At 63.1% G+C, this 15746-nt stretch carries 16 protein-coding genes; 3 read left to right on the forward strand and 13 right to left on the reverse strand.

The features are described from left to right. Nucleotides 1–167 precede the first annotated feature (167 nt). The 6 genes from Q0Y42_RS10480 to parE all read right to left on the reverse strand — a co-directional run bounded on the left by Q0Y42_RS10480 (nt 168) and on the right by parE (nt 7042). A complete protein-coding gene (locus Q0Y42_RS10480; RefSeq protein ID WP_297803432.1) occupies nt 168–1001 on the reverse strand; it encodes a division plane positioning ATPase MipZ in 834 nt (277 codons plus the stop codon). 97 nt (nt 1002–1098) lie between these two features. Further along, nucleotides 1099–1761, reverse strand: coding sequence for an SPOR domain-containing protein (locus Q0Y42_RS10485; protein WP_297803434.1), 663 nt, complete (start codon nt 1759–1761; stop codon nt 1099–1101). 68 nt (nt 1762–1829) lie between these two features. Next, the gene (locus tag Q0Y42_RS10490; protein WP_297803436.1) at nt 1830–2591 is read right to left on the reverse strand and encodes a chorismate mutase; all 762 of its coding nucleotides are present in this window, start codon (nt 2589–2591) and stop codon (nt 1830–1832) included. Nucleotides 2592–2876: 285 nt separating this feature from the next. Beyond that, nucleotides 2877–3449 carry a prephenate dehydratase domain-containing protein gene (locus Q0Y42_RS10495; protein ID WP_297803439.1) on the reverse strand — a complete coding sequence of 191 codons (573 nt, stop codon included), beginning with the start codon at nt 3447–3449 and terminating at the stop codon, nt 2877–2879. Next, nucleotides 3446–4816 carry a class II 3-deoxy-7-phosphoheptulonate synthase gene (locus Q0Y42_RS10500; protein WP_297803442.1) on the reverse strand — a complete coding sequence of 457 codons (1371 nt, stop codon included), beginning with the start codon at nt 4814–4816 and terminating at the stop codon, nt 3446–3448. The genes Q0Y42_RS10495 and Q0Y42_RS10500 overlap by 4 nt, the downstream gene beginning before the upstream one ends. 123 nt (nt 4817–4939) lie before the next feature. Further along, complete coding sequence (gene parE, locus Q0Y42_RS10505) at nt 4940–7042, reverse strand: DNA topoisomerase IV subunit B (RefSeq protein WP_297803444.1); 2103 nt, start codon at nt 7040–7042, stop codon at nt 4940–4942. 172 nt (nt 7043–7214) lie between these two features. On the opposite strand from parE, the gene Q0Y42_RS10510 reads away from it, so the two are divergent. Then, nucleotides 7215–7553, forward strand: coding sequence for a hypothetical protein (locus Q0Y42_RS10510; RefSeq protein ID WP_297803446.1), 339 nt, complete (start codon nt 7215–7217; stop codon nt 7551–7553). Here Q0Y42_RS10510 and Q0Y42_RS10515 read toward each other — a convergent pair. From Q0Y42_RS10515 to Q0Y42_RS10530, 4 genes are all read right to left on the reverse strand, one after another. Next, complete coding sequence (locus Q0Y42_RS10515; RefSeq protein WP_297803448.1) at nt 7540–8790, reverse strand: O-antigen ligase; 1251 nt, start codon at nt 8788–8790, stop codon at nt 7540–7542. The genes Q0Y42_RS10510 and Q0Y42_RS10515 overlap by 14 nt on opposite strands. Nucleotides 8791–8859: 69 nt before the next feature. Beyond that, nucleotides 8860–11196 (reverse strand): UvrD-helicase domain-containing protein, encoded by a 2337-nt coding sequence (locus tag Q0Y42_RS10520; protein WP_297803450.1) that lies wholly within the window; start codon nt 11194–11196, stop codon nt 8860–8862. Nucleotides 11197–11279: 83 nt separating this feature from the next. Continuing rightward, the gene (locus tag Q0Y42_RS10525; RefSeq protein WP_297803452.1) at nt 11280–11519 is read right to left on the reverse strand and encodes a ribbon-helix-helix domain-containing protein; all 240 of its coding nucleotides are present in this window, start codon (nt 11517–11519) and stop codon (nt 11280–11282) included. Further along, nucleotides 11512–12030, reverse strand: coding sequence for a YbaY family lipoprotein (locus Q0Y42_RS10530; RefSeq protein WP_297803455.1), 519 nt, complete (start codon nt 12028–12030; stop codon nt 11512–11514). Before Q0Y42_RS10530 ends, Q0Y42_RS10525 begins: the two co-directional genes overlap by 8 nt. 92 nt (nt 12031–12122) lie before the next feature. Here Q0Y42_RS10530 and Q0Y42_RS10535 point away from each other — a divergent pair, with 92 nt between their 5' ends. After that, nucleotides 12123–13046 (forward strand): EamA family transporter, encoded by a 924-nt coding sequence (locus Q0Y42_RS10535; protein ID WP_297803457.1) that lies wholly within the window; start codon nt 12123–12125, stop codon nt 13044–13046. Between the two features lies 1 nt (nt 13047). Here Q0Y42_RS10535 and Q0Y42_RS10540 read toward each other — a convergent pair whose 3' ends face one another. Both Q0Y42_RS10540 and Q0Y42_RS10545 read right to left on the reverse strand, forming a co-directional pair. Next, on the reverse strand, nt 13048–13230 hold the full coding sequence (locus tag Q0Y42_RS10540) for a DUF4169 family protein (protein ID WP_297803459.1): 183 nt from the start codon (nt 13228–13230) through the stop codon (nt 13048–13050). Next, nucleotides 13223–14473, reverse strand: a complete 1251-nt coding sequence (locus Q0Y42_RS10545) for a patatin-like phospholipase family protein (protein ID WP_297803461.1) — start codon at nt 14471–14473, stop codon at nt 13223–13225. The genes Q0Y42_RS10540 and Q0Y42_RS10545 overlap by 8 nt, the downstream gene beginning before the upstream one ends. A gap of 174 nt (nt 14474–14647) precedes the next feature. On the opposite strand from Q0Y42_RS10545, the gene Q0Y42_RS10550 reads away from it, so the two are divergent. Beyond that, a complete protein-coding gene (locus Q0Y42_RS10550; protein WP_297803494.1) occupies nt 14648–15040 on the forward strand; it encodes a YccF domain-containing protein in 393 nt (130 codons plus the stop codon). Nucleotides 15041–15046: 6 nt separating this feature from the next. On the opposite strand, the gene Q0Y42_RS10555 is transcribed toward Q0Y42_RS10550, so the two are convergent. Beyond that, nucleotides 15047–15634 (reverse strand): glutathione S-transferase, encoded by a 588-nt coding sequence (locus tag Q0Y42_RS10555; protein ID WP_297803463.1) that lies wholly within the window; start codon nt 15632–15634, stop codon nt 15047–15049. Between the last annotated feature and the right edge of the window lie 112 nt (nt 15635–15746).

A 15746-nucleotide genomic window follows, 5' to 3' on the forward strand; every position in this document is an offset into this window, starting at 1 on the left:
TGCCACGTGCAACGGAAAGGACGGCTCCCGCAAAACAGGTGCCGCCCAATAGGGTCGCCGATATGCGCCAATGCCCGCTGCGGGCCTTTTCGGTCTGTTTGCCTAACCGGACCAATACCCACAGCGCGACGGCCGCAAGGCCCAGCCCAATCAGCAGCATGCCGTAATTAGGCCGCTTCGATCAGCGGTGCGCCGTTGTCTTCCAGACCCATGTCTGCCATCAGTCCGCGCAGTTCCTGACGGGCCGAAATGTGCGACATGGTGATCGACACCGGCTTCACCTCGTCCGACAGGTCGGCCACGGTCAGGCCGAAGGGGAAGAGTTCGCGGTAGATCACGCGCTCGCGCAGGCCCGGACCGACGCGGAAGCCGACGCGCTTGGCCAGCTTGCCCATACGCTCTTCCAGACGGTCGCGGTTGCGGGCGTGCACGCCTTGCAGGCGGTTGGTCACGACCAGCCAGTCGATGGTGGCCTGACGGCCCTGTTCGATGGCGCGCTGCTTGCGGGCTTCCCAGACGCTTTCCGAATAAATCGACGGCTTTTGCAGTTCGAGCGTGACCGGATCGACCTGACCCAGAAGGTCGAAATCGACGAAGCTGTCGTTCATCGGGGTGACGATCTGGTCGGCTCGGGCGTGTGCGGCGCGCGAAAGGGTGGTGTCACCGCCGGGGGTGTCGATCAGGATGACCTCGGCGTGCGGGACGGCGTCGTTGAAGGCTTCCTCGAACTTGGCCAGTTGTTCGGCCGGTTCGGCCTTGGCCAGTGCCTTGCCGTCGCCCATGTCGGGGACATAGGGCTGGGGCAGGTCGTGGCCGTTCGCGGCCAGCCAGATCTTACGGTTGGCAAAGAAACGCTCCATCGAACGCTGGCGAAGGTCCAGATCGATGATAGCGACCTTCTTGCCCGCGTGGAGCAGGCCCGTGGCAATATGGATGGCGAGGGTGGATTTACCCGCTCCGCCTTTTTCATTGCCGATGACGATGACCAGAGGCTGCGCCATGTTGAGAACCCACTTTCAGGACGGGCGCGACTCAAAAGCGAGGGCCCTGCTGTTAAGCGGGAGGATCGTGGCAACTGCCCAAATCGTCAATGAAAGCTTAATGGAAGATTGTGGAAGGCGTCGCTGTAGCCGCAGATCGGGCACACCACGGATCGGCAGAAGCCACTGTTGCACAAAGGGTTTGTGCCCTGTCCTGACGGGCGATCACCCGTAGCCGGACCAGTTGGCGACCGTTGACGTCCGCTGGTTCATATTGTGGCGAAAGCCCCTCGACCGAGGTGCCATTGGGGCCGTTCAGAATGCGCTGCCACGCGGCGCGGGCGGCGTCCTCGCTGCTGAATGCGCCCAGTTGGATGGTGCGGAACTCCAGCGGTGACGCGGTGCGCGAAGTGGGGGCCGACGGGGCTGCGGGGGTAGGGGCAGCGGGTGCTGTCGTGCTGCTCACCAGAACGGGGACGGGGCGTGTGGTGCCCTCGGCGACCTCGATTTCCGGTACTTTCAGCGGCCCGTTACGCTGGTCCCACAGTTGGTGTGGAGACAGCAGTTCGACCCTGAGGGGCGAATTATTCGGTGTCTCGCGGGCGGGAAGAAGCGGAAGCGAAACGGGCGATCCGCCCTGTGCGCTGCCTTGGGGTTGCAGCGGGATGGTCGCGACATTCTCGGCCATCTGCTGATAGCGGGATCCACCGTCCTGTGCTGCCGTGCCATCGCAGGCCGCCAGTGCCAAGGCGGTGAACAAAAACGCGGAGAGGGGACGCATGGATACAGTTCGCATGATCCCACTCTCGTCACGTAACCTTGCGACGTGGTTAACGCCGCATACAGCTTTTAGATGACGGCACCGATGCAGCCGCTGTCGTCACCGACCGTAAGCTCGGCTTCGGTCAGGGCCAGCGTCCACCCGTGGTGGGTTTTCAGGCCCCAGCGACGGGCACCCGAGCCGTGATCGGCATCGCCACCAGCAGTCACCGTCACGCGGCGACCGGTCGGCAGGGCCGGCGGGTCGATCTTGCCCACGGCTAGAGCCGTCGGGTTGTCGCGACCACCCAGACCCTCGAAGACGCTGAGCATCGACCATTCCTTACGCAGGCCAATCCACCACGGTTCGTCGCCATTGATGGCCAGAACCGAAACGCCATTGCCCTCTGCGGCGTGCTTCAGGGCGGTCTCTGCGCTGTACACCACGCGGATGTCGGCGGCGGCACCGAAGCGGGTGCGGGCGGCGTCCATGGCGCGGGCACCGTCAACGGGGGCATAGACCTGAACTTGCAGACGGCCTTGGCGGGCAAGGCCCCAACCCACGATCTCGCGCCAAAGGGCAGAGACGGCCTGTTTGTTTTCCGGCTGGGCCTTTTCGGTCAGGCGCGACAGCACGGCCTGTTCGCGGTCGGGGCGCAGCTTGGTGTGCGGGCCGGTCGGGGCATCCTTGGCCTTGCCGACCTGTGCGGCGATGGCCAGACGGCGCTCGAACAGCTCGAGGATCTGATCGTCAATGCTGTCGATTTCAGCGCGGAGGGCCGACAGGGCCTGTTGCTCGGCAGTCAACTCGGTCACCTCGACGGGCAGGGATTTTTGCAGGGTAGCGGTCATGGCAATAGCTTTGAAATTCGGTGTTTCGATGGGGAGAAAGCGCGCATCGGCGCAGTGCCGCTCTTGGGGGAGGCGGTCGCCGGCGAAGCTGTCAGGAGACGGAGTGTCCCAACGCCTCAGCCGGCGTATCGAAAGCCGTAATAGCTAAAGCCATAATAGAAACCGGCCACTTCGAACGAAGCGGTTGCAAGGTCGAATTGTGCGTTCAGAGACGACATTTTCGGGTCCGGTTTCTGGATCAGGATTGATCCGACGGGTTCTTAAACACGCAAACTTTGTGCGTGGTCAACCCTTTGGTGGTCCTAAAAGGACAAAACGCGTGCGGTTGTCGCTGTAATCCTGAAGATCGTTGCGCAAAATCTCCAGACCATAAACCTCTGCCGCACGGGCGGGGGCGACGGCGGCGCGGTGAATATCACCTGCTTCGGAGACATCGCGGGCGGCACCTGCGGTATCGAAAACCACCACGGGTTCGATCCGCAGCGCCTTCAGGTTTTCGGTGCATTGCTGAAGCGCGATGGGGTGGCTTTCCGCCGTGCGGATGTCCGAAAGCCTTGCACCGGGCAGGGCCAACAGGGCGTGACGGATAGGCCGCCACGCTTCTGACAAAGGCTCAAGCCCCGCTTCACGCACGAGGGTGGCAGCCGGTTCAACCGTGCCGACCGTGGTGTTTTCCAGCGGGATCAGCGCCAGATCGCAGTCGCCGCTGACGACGGCTGCGATGGTTTCCTCGAACGTCTCATAGGCGACGGGGATGTCCCACGGGCGCAGGTCGAGGCAGGCTTCATGGCTGAACGCACCCGGCGCACCCTGGTAAGAGATGCGCGCGGGGCGGACGTCTTCGGTCGTGTCGGTCATGCGGCTTCGGACTGGGCCTTGCGACCGTCTTTGAGACGTTCAGCGACGAGGAAGGCCAGTTCCAGAGCCTGATCCGCGTTGAGGCGCGGGTCGCAATGGGTGTGGTAACGGCTAGACAGATCGTCTTCGGTGACGGGCTGGGCACCGCCGAGGCATTCGGTGACGTTCTGGCCGGTCATTTCGAGGTGGACACCGCCGGGGTGGACGCCCTCGGCCTCGGCCACGTCGATGAAGCTGCGAACCTCGCCCATCACGCGGTCGAAGGGACGCGTCTTATAGCCGTTGGCGGCCTTGAGCGTATTGCCGTGCATCGGGTCGATCGACCAGATCACGCGCTTGCCCTCGGCCTTGACCGCACGCATCAGCGCAGGCAGGCGCTCGCCGACCTTGTCGTGGCCAAAGCGGCCAATCAGGGTCAGGCGGCCCGGAATATTGTTCGGGTTCAGCGCGTCGATCAGCGGCAGAAGGTCGTCCGGCGTCATGGTCGGGCCGCACTTCACACCGATCGGGTTGGAGATACCCTTCATGAACTCTACGTGCGCACCGTCCAGCTGACGGGTGCGCTCGCCGATCCACAGCATGTGGGCCGAGGTGTCGAACCACTCGCCCGAGCCGCTGTCCACGCGGGTCAGGGCTTGTTCGAGGTTCAGCAGCAGGGCTTCGTGGCTGGTGAACACCTCGACGCGCGACAGATCAGGGTGGGTTTGCGGCGTAACGCCAACCGCTTCCATGAAGGCCAGCGCTTCGGTGATTTTTTCGGCCAGCTCGCGATAGGCCGCGCCCGCGCCATTGTCGGCGAAGCCCAGCGTCCAGCGGTGGATGTTGTACAGGTCGGCATAGCCGCCGCCCGCAAACGCGCGCAGCAGGTTCAGCGTCGCCGACGACTGGTGATAGGCCTTCAGCAGGCGGTTCGGGTCGGGCAGACGCTCTTCCGGCGTGAAGCCCATGCCGTTGATGATGTCACCACGATAGGACGGCAGTTCAACGCCACCGATTTCCTCGACGGGCGAGGAGCGCGGCTTTGCGAACTGGCCCGCGATACGGCCCACCTTCACCACAGGCTTGCGACCGGCAAAGGTCAGCACAACGGCCATCTGAAGGATCAGGCGGAAGGTGTCGCGAATATTGTCCGCCGAGAATTCCTTGAAGCTCTCGGCACAGTCACCCCCCTGCAGCAGGAAGGCGTTACCGGCCTCGACCTGTGCAAGTTGCTGGGTAAGGCGACGCGCTTCGCCCGCAAAAACGAGGGGCGGCATCGCCCGCAGCTCGTCTTCTACGCGGGCCAGTTCGGCCGCGTCGGGATAGTCCGCCGGCATGTGCAGGGCGGGCATTTGTCTCCAGGAATCTGGGGTCCAGCGCTTAGTCATTTCTATAGAATAAGGGTTTCGGCGAGTTAGAACAATGAAAATGCGCGCAATTGTGCGATGCCGAACAAAAAGAGCCGCCCGACAGGGGGCGGCTCCGGGTTCTGCGGTGGATTATAGCCGAGCTTACACGTCCAGGACGTCTTGGGCGAACTGGGCGTTTTCCTGAATGAACTGGTAGCGCGCCTCGGCCTTGCGACCCATCAGGCGTTCGACCAGATCCTCGATCTCTTCCTCGCTGGCGGGCAGGGAGACGCGGGCCAGGGTCCGCTTCTTCGGGTCCATGGTCGTCTCTTTCAGCTGGGACGCCATCATCTCGCCCAGACCCTTGAAGCGGCCGATCTCGAACTTCTTGCCCTTGAATACCGTGGCCAGCAGCTCGTCGCGGTGGGCCTCGTCGCGGGCATATTCCGACAGCGGACCCGCCTGAATGCGGTACAGCGGCGGCAGTGCCAGATACAGACGGCCCTGACGGATCAGGTCCGGCATCGAGCGATAGAAGAAGGTGATCAGCAGCGCCGCAATGTGCGCGCCGTCCACGTCGGCGTCGGTCATGATGACAACGCGCTCATAGCGCAGGTCATCGACGCTGAAGCGCGTACCGGCCTGAACGCCCAGTGCCAGCATCAGGTCGGTCAGTTCGACGTTGGCGCGCAGCTTGTCCGCCGTGGCCGAAGCCACGTTCAGGATTTTGCCGCGCAGGGGCAGGATGGCTTGCGTCGTGCGGTCGCGGGCCTGTTTGGCCGAGCCACCTGCGGAGTCACCTTCCACGATGAACAGTTCGGTGCCTTCGGCGGCCTGACGCGAGCAGTCGGCCAGCTTGCCGGGCAGGCGCAGCTTGCGGGTGGCGGCGGCGCGCTGGACTTCCTTGTCCTTACGACGGCGCAGACGGTCCTCGGCACGGTCGATGACAAAGTTCAGCAGGGCGTTGGCCTGTTTCGGGCTTTCGGTCAGCCACAGGTCGAACGGGTCGCGAAGCAGTTGCTCGGCCAGTTTGTGACCTTCCGGCGAGGACAGACGGTCTTTCGTCTGGCCCTGGAATTCCGGATTGCGGATGAAGATCGAGATCAGGGCGCCGGCATTGGCGATCACATCTTCGGCGGTGATCTGGGCGGCGCGTTTTTCATTGATCAGCTCGCCATAGGCCTTCAGGCCCTTGACCAGTGCCGCGCGGAAGCCCGCCTCGTGGGTGCCGCCGTCGGGCGTCGAAACCGTATTACAGTAGGAGGCAACGAAGCTGTCGCTGTCACCGAAACCGATGGGCGACCATGTGACGGCCCATTCCAGCGCACCGGCCTCGCCCTTGCGCTCGACACGTCCAGCAAAGACGGGGGTGACGGTTTCCAGTTCGCCCACGCGCTCGGCCAGAGCATCGGCCAGACCACCGGGGAAGTGCAGGGTGGCCGAGGCTGGCGTCTGGTCGGTGATACGTTCCGGCGCGCAGGTCCATTTGATTTCCACGCCACGGAACAGATAGGCCTTGGCACGGGCCATGCGGAACAGGCGGGCGGGTTTGAACGTCGCACCGGCGCCGAAGATTTCCTCATCCGGCTTGAAGCGGATGCGTGTGCCCTTTTTCTTCGAGGGGCCGACCTGTTCGATCGGTCCGAGAACGATGCCGCGGCTGAAATTCTGCCGCCATTCAAAGCCGTCGCGCCAGACCGTGACCTCAAGGCGTTCGGACAGGGCGTTCACCACCGAAACACCCACGCCGTGCAGACCGCCCGACGTCTCATAGGCCTTGCCCGAGAACTTGCCGCCCGAGTGCAGCACCGTCATGACGACTTCCAGCGCCGACTTGCCCGGATGTTTCGGGTGCGGATCGACCGGAATACCGCGACCGTCGTCCTGAACCGACAGATAGCCGTCGGCGTCCAGATCAACCTTGATCAGCTTGGCGTGCTTGGCGACGGCTTCGTCCATCGCGTTGTCGAGCACTTCGGCGAACAGGTGGTGAAGCGCGCGCTCGTCCGTGCCGCCGATGTACATGCCGGGGCGTTTGCGGACGGGCTCAAGACCTTCCAGAACCTCGATCGACTCTGCCGAATAGCCGGTTGCCTGTGCGGCGCTGGCCGCGCCAGCAGACGCCGGAGCAGCAACGGGAGCCTTGGCGGCCGGAGCGGCGGGCGTGGGGGCAGGCGGTGCTGCCTTTACCTCGACCGGAGCTTCTTTCTTCGGCTCGGGCTTGGGCTCGGGCTGGTCGTCATTCAACTGGGAAAAGAGGTCCATCAGGTCAGTCTGCGGCGATTCGGATCGAGGTCACCTAGGACGATAAGCCATGGGGTGCAAGCGGGGGTGGATTAATGGTCCACAACGGGGGACAGGCCACGTTGACACCTGACGCACTACACCTGTGAACCTTTCAGGGTGGCGGGGCGTTCGGCGCGGTATGTCGGACAGAATGCGCCAGATTTTCCAAGCGGGGTGGGATTACGTCCGCCGCAAATGCCTTGATCCTTGGGGGCTTGCCGTTTTGGGCCCGCTGGGCGTCACCGTCCTGCTGAACGCCATCGTCAGGCCGATGATGGCCGAGCGTTTGGGTGGCGAGATGATCCGCAGGGGCGCAGCGGTGCGCGGCTCGGACCGCTGGTGGGTGTTCGATGCGGCGACGAAGGCCGAGCATCCCTATCAGACGGCCTTCCTGGAGGCGTCGGACGGCGTGATGGCAATGTGGGGCTTTGTGGGCGTAGCCATCGTTATCTGCGGCTTGTGGCTCTATTCGCGGTTTAAGACCTATTGAGCGGAGCCTTGTCGAAGGCGCGTGCCAACGCAGCGACGGTCAGGACCCATGGCAGGTTCTGTGCGGTCATCACCACGCTTTCCGACAGGCTGAGCATGATGAAGATGCCCAGATAGGCGAGGGACCACCAACCCTCGCGGGCACCGTATCCACCCATTCGAAGCAGGTGGATGAGGACGCTCAAAGCCGTGACGGTCCCCGCGAGTAGTGCGCCCGTCCAGCCCAGTTCTAGCAGTATGTCGAGCCAGCCGTGGTGGGCCGACGGCACGTCCCAGCCCGTACTGTGGCGTATCCAATTGGCGGGTACCGAATCCTTGCCCCAGAAGGCGTTGTAGCCATAGCCGAGGGCGGGATGCTGTTCCGAGGCTCTGCCGACGGCGGCCCATATATCGGTACGGCCTGTCAGGGTCGGGTCCTTGCCCAGCAGGGCCAGAATGGCGGCGGAATCCGTCGTCCATAACCACCAGCCAAGGCCCGCTACGACCACGCCGCACCAGATGGTGATGATCGTCAGCACAGGCCCGCCACGGCGCATGACCGCCAGCGCCAGCACGGTTCCTAGTCCCAGCATCAGGCACACCAGCGAGGTTTTGGACGCCGTCGCCAAGGCCAAGCCTGAGCAGAGGACCAGAATACCGACCGCCAGCTTGGGCCGGTTCGATCCCGCCGCCAGCCATGAGGCAGACCCGACGGCGCAGGCGACCATGACCAGTCCCATCTGGTTCTTCTCGTACCAGATGCCCCGCCACAGCCCGTCATTGACGCCATGGTGCACGCCGATGTGCGGAAGAAGGACGACGAACAGCACCGACAGAACGCCCATCCATAGTCCCGCCATCGCCAGAAGGCGGGGCAGGGCGACGCCGCGGTACCGCGCACCCAGATAGGTGGCAAAGGCGGTGTTGACGCACAGGGCGATCACGCGCCGCTGGGTGGTTTCGGGATCGATAGACCAGTATTTCGAGGCGAAGGCCAAAAGCGCCATCAGCACGACCAACCCGACCGCGGGCCACACCCTGAGCAGATCGCGCCATCGCAACAGGCACAGGCCCGCCGTGACGGCATAACTGGGCAGCCAGAACAGGCGAAGGGCGGTGTTCTCGACCTGATCGGGGGCCAGTACGGGACCGATCAGCGCCCCCGTCAGCATCATCAGCACATAGAAGGCCGCGCACTGTTCCCAGACGGGAACGGCGTCGGCCTCGTTATGCGATGATGGCTTGGCGGCTTGGATCACGCCCAAGCCTTATCGAACGGCGGTAAACAAGAAAAGCCAAGCTTGCGTCGGGCTCTCCGAGTTTGTGGATCAGGCCTTCTCGACGAAGGTGTCGATGACCTTCTTCTCGCCCGCCTTGTCGAAGGCGACGATCAGCTTGTTGCCCTCGGTGGATTTCACCGAGCCATAGCCGAACTTCTGGTGGAAGACGCGGTCGCCGCGCTTGAAGCCCGCGCCCGATTTGGGATCAGCAGAGGCGATCAGCTTGCCTTCGCCCTCGATGACCGCGCGGCGGGCATAGGCGGGCTGGCTCGATGCGCTGGCGGCATTGGCCTGACCGCGCTTCCAGCCGGGCGAGCCATAGCTGCCGGAGAAGGTCGGGGCGTCATCCCAACGGCTGCGGGCGTCCTTCATGCCTTGGGACGCGCCGTAATAGCCGGTGTCGGACGCCACCTCGACGTGCTCGATCGGCAGTTCGTCGACAAATCGGCTGGGCAGCTGGGTTGTCCAGCGGCCATAGACCATACGGTTGGCGGCAAAGCTGATACGGGCATCGCGCTTGGCGCGGGTCACGCCGACATAGGCCAGACGGCGCTCTTCCTCGAGACCCTTCAGGCCCTTTTCGTCGATGCTGCGCTGGCTGGGGAATACGCCTTCTTCCCAGCCAGGCAGGAAGACCAGCGGGAACTCCAGACCCTTGGCCCCGTGCAGGGTCATGATCTGGACGGCACCGTCGCTGCTCTCCTCGTCCGCATTGCGTTCAAGGTCCATGACCAGCGAGACGTGTTCCAGATAGGACTGGAGATTGTCGAACTGCTGCATCGACTGCACCAGTTCCTTGAGGTTCTCCAGACGGGTCGCGCCGCTGGTCCGGTCGGCCTTCTGCATGTCGGTATAGCCGCTCTCTTCCAGAACGGTCTCCATCACCTGCCAGTGCGGGGTGCCCATCTTCAGCAGGTCACGCCAACGGTCGAGGTCACGCACAAAGTTGGTCAGCGGCGTGCGCGTGCGGCCCGGCAGCTCGTCTGTCTGCATCAGATGGCGCACGGCCTGCATGGCAGAAACGCCATTCTCGCGGCCGATGTGCAGGATCTTCTGGACCGAGGTGTCTCCGACGCCGCGCTTGGGAACATTGACGATGCGCTCAAACGCCAGATCGTCATTTTCGGATTGCAGTAGGCGCAAGTACGCGTGGGCATCGCGGATTTCGGCGCGTTCGAAGAAGCGCGGGCCGCCAATCACCTTGTAAGGGATGGCCAGCATGACGAAGCGCTCTTCAAACGCCCGCATCTGGAACGAGGCTCGCACCAGCACGGCGATGTCGCGATAGGGGATGCCGCGACGCCGCGCGTCCTCGACCTCCTCGACGATCATGCGGGCTTCGGCGTCGCCGTCCCAGAAGCCGCGCACGCGGACCTTGTCGCCGCTCTCGTCCTCGGTCCAGAGCTGTTTGCCGAGACGCTCCTTGTTGGCCGCTATCAGCGCACCGGCGGCACCCAGAATATGCACCGTCGAGCGATAGTTCTGCTCCAGACGGATGACCTTGGCACCGGGAAAATCCTTTTCGAAGCGCAGGATGTTGTCCACCTCTGCGCCGCGCCAGCCATAGATAGACTGGTCGTCATCACCGACGCAGCAGACATTGCCCGTCGAGGACGTCAGCAGGCGCAGCCAGAGGTATTGGGCGACGTTGGTGTCCTGATACTCGTCGACGAGGATGTATTTGAAGCGGCGGCGGTATTCCTCGGCCAGATCGGCATTCTGGCTGAGGATCGTCAGATTGTGCAGCAGCAGGTCGCCGAAATCGCAGGCATTCAGCGTCCGCAGGCGGTTCTGGTAGGCGGTGTAGAGCGCCTTGCCGCGCCCCTCCGCGAAATCCTCGCTGGGCGGCAGCTTTTCGGGCGTCCAGCCACGGTTCTTCCAGTGGTCGATGGCGGCGGCCAGCGATTTGGGCGTGTGCTTCTTGGTATCGACGTTTGCCGCTTCCAGAAGCTGCTTCAGCAGCCGCTCCTGATCATCGGTGTCTAGGATGGTGAAGGACGATTGCAGGCCCACCAGTTCGGCATGGCGGCGCAAGATCTGCGCGGCGACCGAGTGGAAGGTGCCGAGCCAGCGCAGACCTTCGGCCTGATCCCCGATCAGATGGCCGATCCGCTCGCGCATCTCGCGCGCGGCCTTGTTGGTGAAGGTGACGACCAGCATCTCCCACGGACGCGCGCGGCCCGTCGCCAGAATGTGGGCAAGGCGCGTGGTCAGCACCCGTGTCTTGCCCGTGCCCGCACCGGCCAGAACCAGAACCGGCCCTTCGGTCGTTTCCACCGCCTCGCGCTGTTCGGGGTTCAGACCCGACAGATAGTCTTTCACAGCGCCTTGCGGCAGCTGCGGGCGGGCGAGGTCGGAGATACGGACGGGGGGCTGATCGGTCACAGTTCACTCGGTCGGCGGAATCGTGAGTGAAACATAAGCGGAACATGGGCCAAAGTCAGGCCCGCAAAACGGATAATCCGTAATCAGTCCAAATCCGCTTCGGCAAAGCTCTGGTCACCGCTGGCCCATTGCAGCGCCAAAATGCGGCAGGCGGACGCCAGCGGGCGGCGTCCACGCCATGCGTCGATGCGTATCAGCAGCTCGGCCTTGGTCAGGTTCAGGTGTTCGCCAATCGCATCCAGAACGGCCCAGAACTCCGGCTCCAGGGCAACGGATGTCGCGTGGCCGGACAGCAGAACCGAGCGTTTGGACAGATTACTCAACGGATTGCGGGACCCTGATCATGGTGATGGAAGCAGAGGCGGGTTGGCCGAGGGTCAACACGCCATGATGCGTATCGGTTGTGAAGCGCAGTTTGCCTTCGCTGTCACGGATTTCGGCGCGGGCGGCGTAACGATGGGTCGAATTTCGCAAATCGCCCGGATCGCTGACCTCTAGCGTCACCCTGTAGGGCGGGGGCAGTCCATCCAGCGATAGCCGTTGTTCGGCAACGATCGCGGCGGGGGCGTCCTGACGGCTGACATCGGAGATGGTGGCCACCAAGGTCGAGCCAGCAGGCAGAACCACGCGCTCGCGATAGGTGGCCGTGATCTCTACGGGAATGACAGTTTCGATATGATCGGGGAGGCCGCGCTCCAAAGGCGTGCAGGCAACCAATGCCAACATGGAGATCGCGGGGATAATCGCCAGTTTCATCGAAACCTCCACCTGAAGGGCTTGGTCTTCCATAGAGTGCCGCACCATCACGGCTGGCGGCATGACGACACAACGCATTCATGCCTTTAACGTGCCGGATTTGTAATCTGCGCTGTTTGGAAATGGGTGTAATGAACTCGCCCCTTAAATCCCGTTCGGGCGCTCCTCCCATGTCGACAGTCCAGCCGTTACCGCAGGAAACCAAGGTCCAGACCCTGTGGGCTGCCTATGGCAGTGTGGCCATCTGCGCCCTTGTCTGGGGCACGACATGGTATGCGATCACCTTCCAGCTGGGCGCGGCAGATGCGGCGGTATCGGTTGTTCTGCGCTTTGGGATTGCGGCCATCGGTCTAGCCATTGTTTCCATGCTGGCCAAGCAAAGCCTGAAGCTGAACCGCAAACAGCATTTGGCTTCCATGGGGCAGGGGGCGTTCGCCTTCGCCGTCTCCTATTATTTCGTCTATGCCGCCGAAGAGCGCGTGGCCTCGGCTGTGGTGGCCATCATCTTTGCCGCCCTGACGTTCGTGAACCTTGGCCTGTTCCGCATTCTGTCGGGCCAGAAGGCCAGCCTTGGCGCATGGGGCGGGGCGCTGTTGGGCGTTCTGGGTGTCGCGGTGCTGTCGTGGGGCGAACTGGTAGGCGGCAATCTTGGCGATCGGGCTCTGGTCGGCATTGTATTCGGCTTCATCGCCGTGCTGGCCTCGGCGACGGGAAACTGGTTCGCGTGGCGGGGCCAGCTGGCAGGTGCGCCAGTGCTGCCCGCGACGGCATGGGCCATGGCCTATGGCACGGCGCTGCTGGCGATCTATGCGGTCGTTTCCGGTCGTAGTTGGCATGTGGAATGGAGCGGCAGCTACATCCTGTCTCTGCTCTATCTGTCGCTGGTCGGATCGGTGCTGACGTTCGGGCTTTATTTCAGCCTCGCCCGCAGCAAGGGCTATGCGCTGGCGGCCTATATTTCGGCCCTGACGCCGCCGATTGCCATGCTGGTTTCGGTGGTGTTCGAGGGGGCGCGCTTTGGCCTGATGGCGCTGGCCGGATTGGCCCTAGTGCTGGCGGGCCAGATTTTCATCGCCCGCGCACCAAAGGCCTGAATCACTCGTCCGGTGTCAGCTTGTGGCCGTCCACATGGCTGATGATCTGGGCGCGTTCTTTGTCCGTTTTCAGCTTTTCGGCCTTTGAACGCCCGTAGGCGAGGCGGTTGGCCTCGGCCTTCGCCTTGTCCTGCTGTTTGGCGACCTGCTTGCGAAAGCGGTTCAGGTTGATGATCTCAGCCATTGTCTTCGTCTTCGGGCGCAGGGGATTCTGCAGGGCCTTGGCCCGTGGCATTGTTGTTGTCAGAGGGCTGTTCTTCAACCTTTAGCGGCTCGGGGATTTGTTCCTCGCTCACGCGGTTGGTCGGGACGAAGTCCTTGGACGGATCGTCTTCGTCCAGCCTGCGCCACGCGGTGCCGTCGCGACCGCGCTGGCGAGCCAGCTCAAACAGGGCGGTCATGGATTCCTGATCAAAGGCGAGGGCAGAGGCCTGTACGTTGTCAGGGATGGCGGTGAAGGACATCTCCAGCCCGTTGCGCCGTGCAAAGCCCGCCGTCACCGCCAGATGGGTGCGCAGGGAGGCCTTGCTCATACTGTCATAGGTGCGGGCCAGTATGCCGGACAGGCGGCCCGGCGTGGTGCCGGTGTTGCGGCCTGATTGTCCGTTGACCACGACATACATGGCCCCGCCAGCCATGGATGCCCCATTGGGTGCGGTCCACAGCATCAGCCCTTCCGGTACGGCCAGATAGGGCACGTTCACCCCGCCATCGACGTGCATCTCCATGACGATCTGTCCGTCTTCGGTCAGGCCCGGCAGAAGCACAGGCGGGAATACGCCGGGGATGGATGCCGATGCCACCAGTACATTCTTGAACAGCTCGCGGGCCTCTTCATCGCCGCGCGTGGCGATCACGCCCATGTCCCAGATCACCGATTCCTGCGAATCCAGATTGGTTGTCACGACCAGCAGGCGACGCCCCTTGGCGTGTTCGGCAGCGATGGCAGCCATCAGCTCGGGCGTAACGTAAGAATCCACCAGATCGAAAAGACGGCGCGAAGAGAACAGGCTGGGGTTGAAGGCCGCCGCAAAGCTACGCGCGCTGATCAGTTTGTCCGTTTGGCCGCTGGTATAGGCTTCGCGTAGCTGCTCGTCCCACTCGGAACCGAGGAAGGCGAACGGAGCCGCCAAGGCACCTGTCGACACGCCGGTGACCACATCAAACACGGGGCGCGTGCCGGATTCGGTCCAGCCATAGAGCAGACCGCCACCATAGGCACCGTTGGCACCGCCACCGGACAGGGCCAGCATATTGGTGACGCGGTGGTTGGCCATAAGGTTGCCGAAGTCGCCGAGGAAGTCGGTGACGCGGGCATCGACGCTGGCGCGGGCCTGTGCGGCGGTAATCGGCGACTTCGGATCGTTCAGTCGCAGTGGGCCTTCAGGGCGGTCAAGCGTGCCGCACGCCGCCAAACTTGCGGCCATCGATATGACAGTCAGTGGGCGAAGGATCGCGCGCATGGGTGTTCCAAGGTTATCGCTGATTAGAAAAGACCTTAGAGCCAAGCGTTGCCAATCGCTATCCGTTCCCCAAATATGAAAACAGTGGTCGCAAATGTGCGATTGCCGCTGTTTGCAAAGGACGCTTGATTGCCCCTCATTCGACTGATCCTGAACCTGTTGTGGTTCTTCACCGGTGGTTTTGCGACGGGTGTCGCGTGGTTGTTTGGCGGGTTTCTGCTGCTGCTGACGGTGGTTGGCGCACCGTGGGCGTTCAGTGCATGGCGAATTGCGTCCTATAGCTTCTGGCCGTTCGGTCGCGAGATCGTCTGGCGCGAGCAGGATGCCACGATTGTTGGCGTCGGCTGCTTTGGCATCGGCATGAACATCATCTGGCTGGTTCTGGCCGGTTGGTATCTGGCCATCGGGCATGTGCTGGTGGCCGTGCCCCAGTTCATCAGCATCATCGGCATCCCGTTCGGGCTGAAGAATCTGGAGCTGGCCAAGCTGTCGCTGGCACCGGTGGGCCGCACCATCCGCGCCAAGGCCTAAGCCCGCTTACGCGGGCGGGCTGTCCTTCTGGAGCGCACGGGCCAGCGCCGGCCGCTGGTTGATGCGCTCCAGATAGCTGTCATACGGCTCGCCTGCGGGCATGGCCCCGCGGAACCACTGCAACAGGCTGCCAAACAGGATATCCAGCGCCGAGAAGTTGCCGAGTATATAGCCGCCGTTCTGGATCGCTGCGCTCCAGCGGCGGTCCAACTCTGCATAGGCTTGCTGTTGGATGGGCGACCACGTTTCGGGCGGGCCTGCGGACAGCACGGTTTCCAGCACGCCGGAATACAGACCCAACCAAGAGATATATTCCGCACGGCGCGGGTGCGTCGGCGTAGGGGCCAGATTGGCGATGCGGAAACGGTCGGTCAGGAAGGGGAAGAGCAGGGTGGATTCGATCAGCAACTGCCCTCCGACTTCGATGGCAGGCACCTGTTTCAGCGGGTGGGGATTGGCGTCATCCGCCTGACCCGAGCCGTCCATGCGGCGGATCGAGACGTAGTTGATCCGATAGTCTGCGCCCAATTCCTCCAGAAGCCACAACAAGCGGGTCGAGCGCGATTGCGGCGAATGGTGGACAATAATGGACATGGGCTTCCTCACTAATTTTGTACTTGTTTTGACCTAACCTATCGCTGTTCGAAGGATGGCGCGAGACAAGAAAAAGCCCCGCCGGAATGAACCGACGGGGCTTCTTCATGGA

Origin of the sequence: uncultured Brevundimonas sp., assembly GCF_947305955.1 — a bacterium.
Classification (GTDB): Bacteria; Pseudomonadota; Alphaproteobacteria; order Caulobacterales; family Caulobacteraceae; genus Brevundimonas.